This is a genomic window from Sphingobacterium lactis, assembly GCF_051951495.1.
Taxonomy (GTDB): Bacteria; Bacteroidota; Bacteroidia; order Sphingobacteriales; family Sphingobacteriaceae; genus Sphingobacterium; species Sphingobacterium lactis_A.
On the sequence record NZ_JBNHAS010000017.1, the window covers coordinates 1 to 349 of the forward strand.

The window sequence follows — 349 nt, forward strand, 5'->3', positions numbered from 1 at the left end:
GCAGTTCAAATCTGCTCGGGACTACCATTTAAGATTGAATGGAAAGGGGAATTAGCTCAGCTGGCTAGAGCACCTGCCTTGCACGCAGGGGGTCAACGGTTCGAATCCGTTATTCTCCACGTTTAGACGACAGATCGAAGACATCAGACGAGAGATCGAGTACGCCGATATAGGTTCGGTAGAAAGGTTCCCACATCTCATATCCGACATCTCACATCTAAGAAGAGTTCTTTGACATATTGGAAGAAAAGAGACACAAGAGAAGACAACAGAGGACGATGCGCTTAGGCGCGGAGTCCAAAAGCAACCTACCACTTTGCAAAAGGGGTGGTAGCGTGAAGAAAGTAAA

Annotated in this window: 1 tRNA gene; it reads left to right on the forward strand. The window is 47.3% G+C overall.

What is annotated here, in order from left to right:
• Window positions 1–45 precede the first annotated feature (45 nt).
• Window positions 46–119 (forward strand) — tRNA-Ala (locus ACP6L2_RS18155).
• Window positions 120–349: the final 230 nt, after the last annotated feature.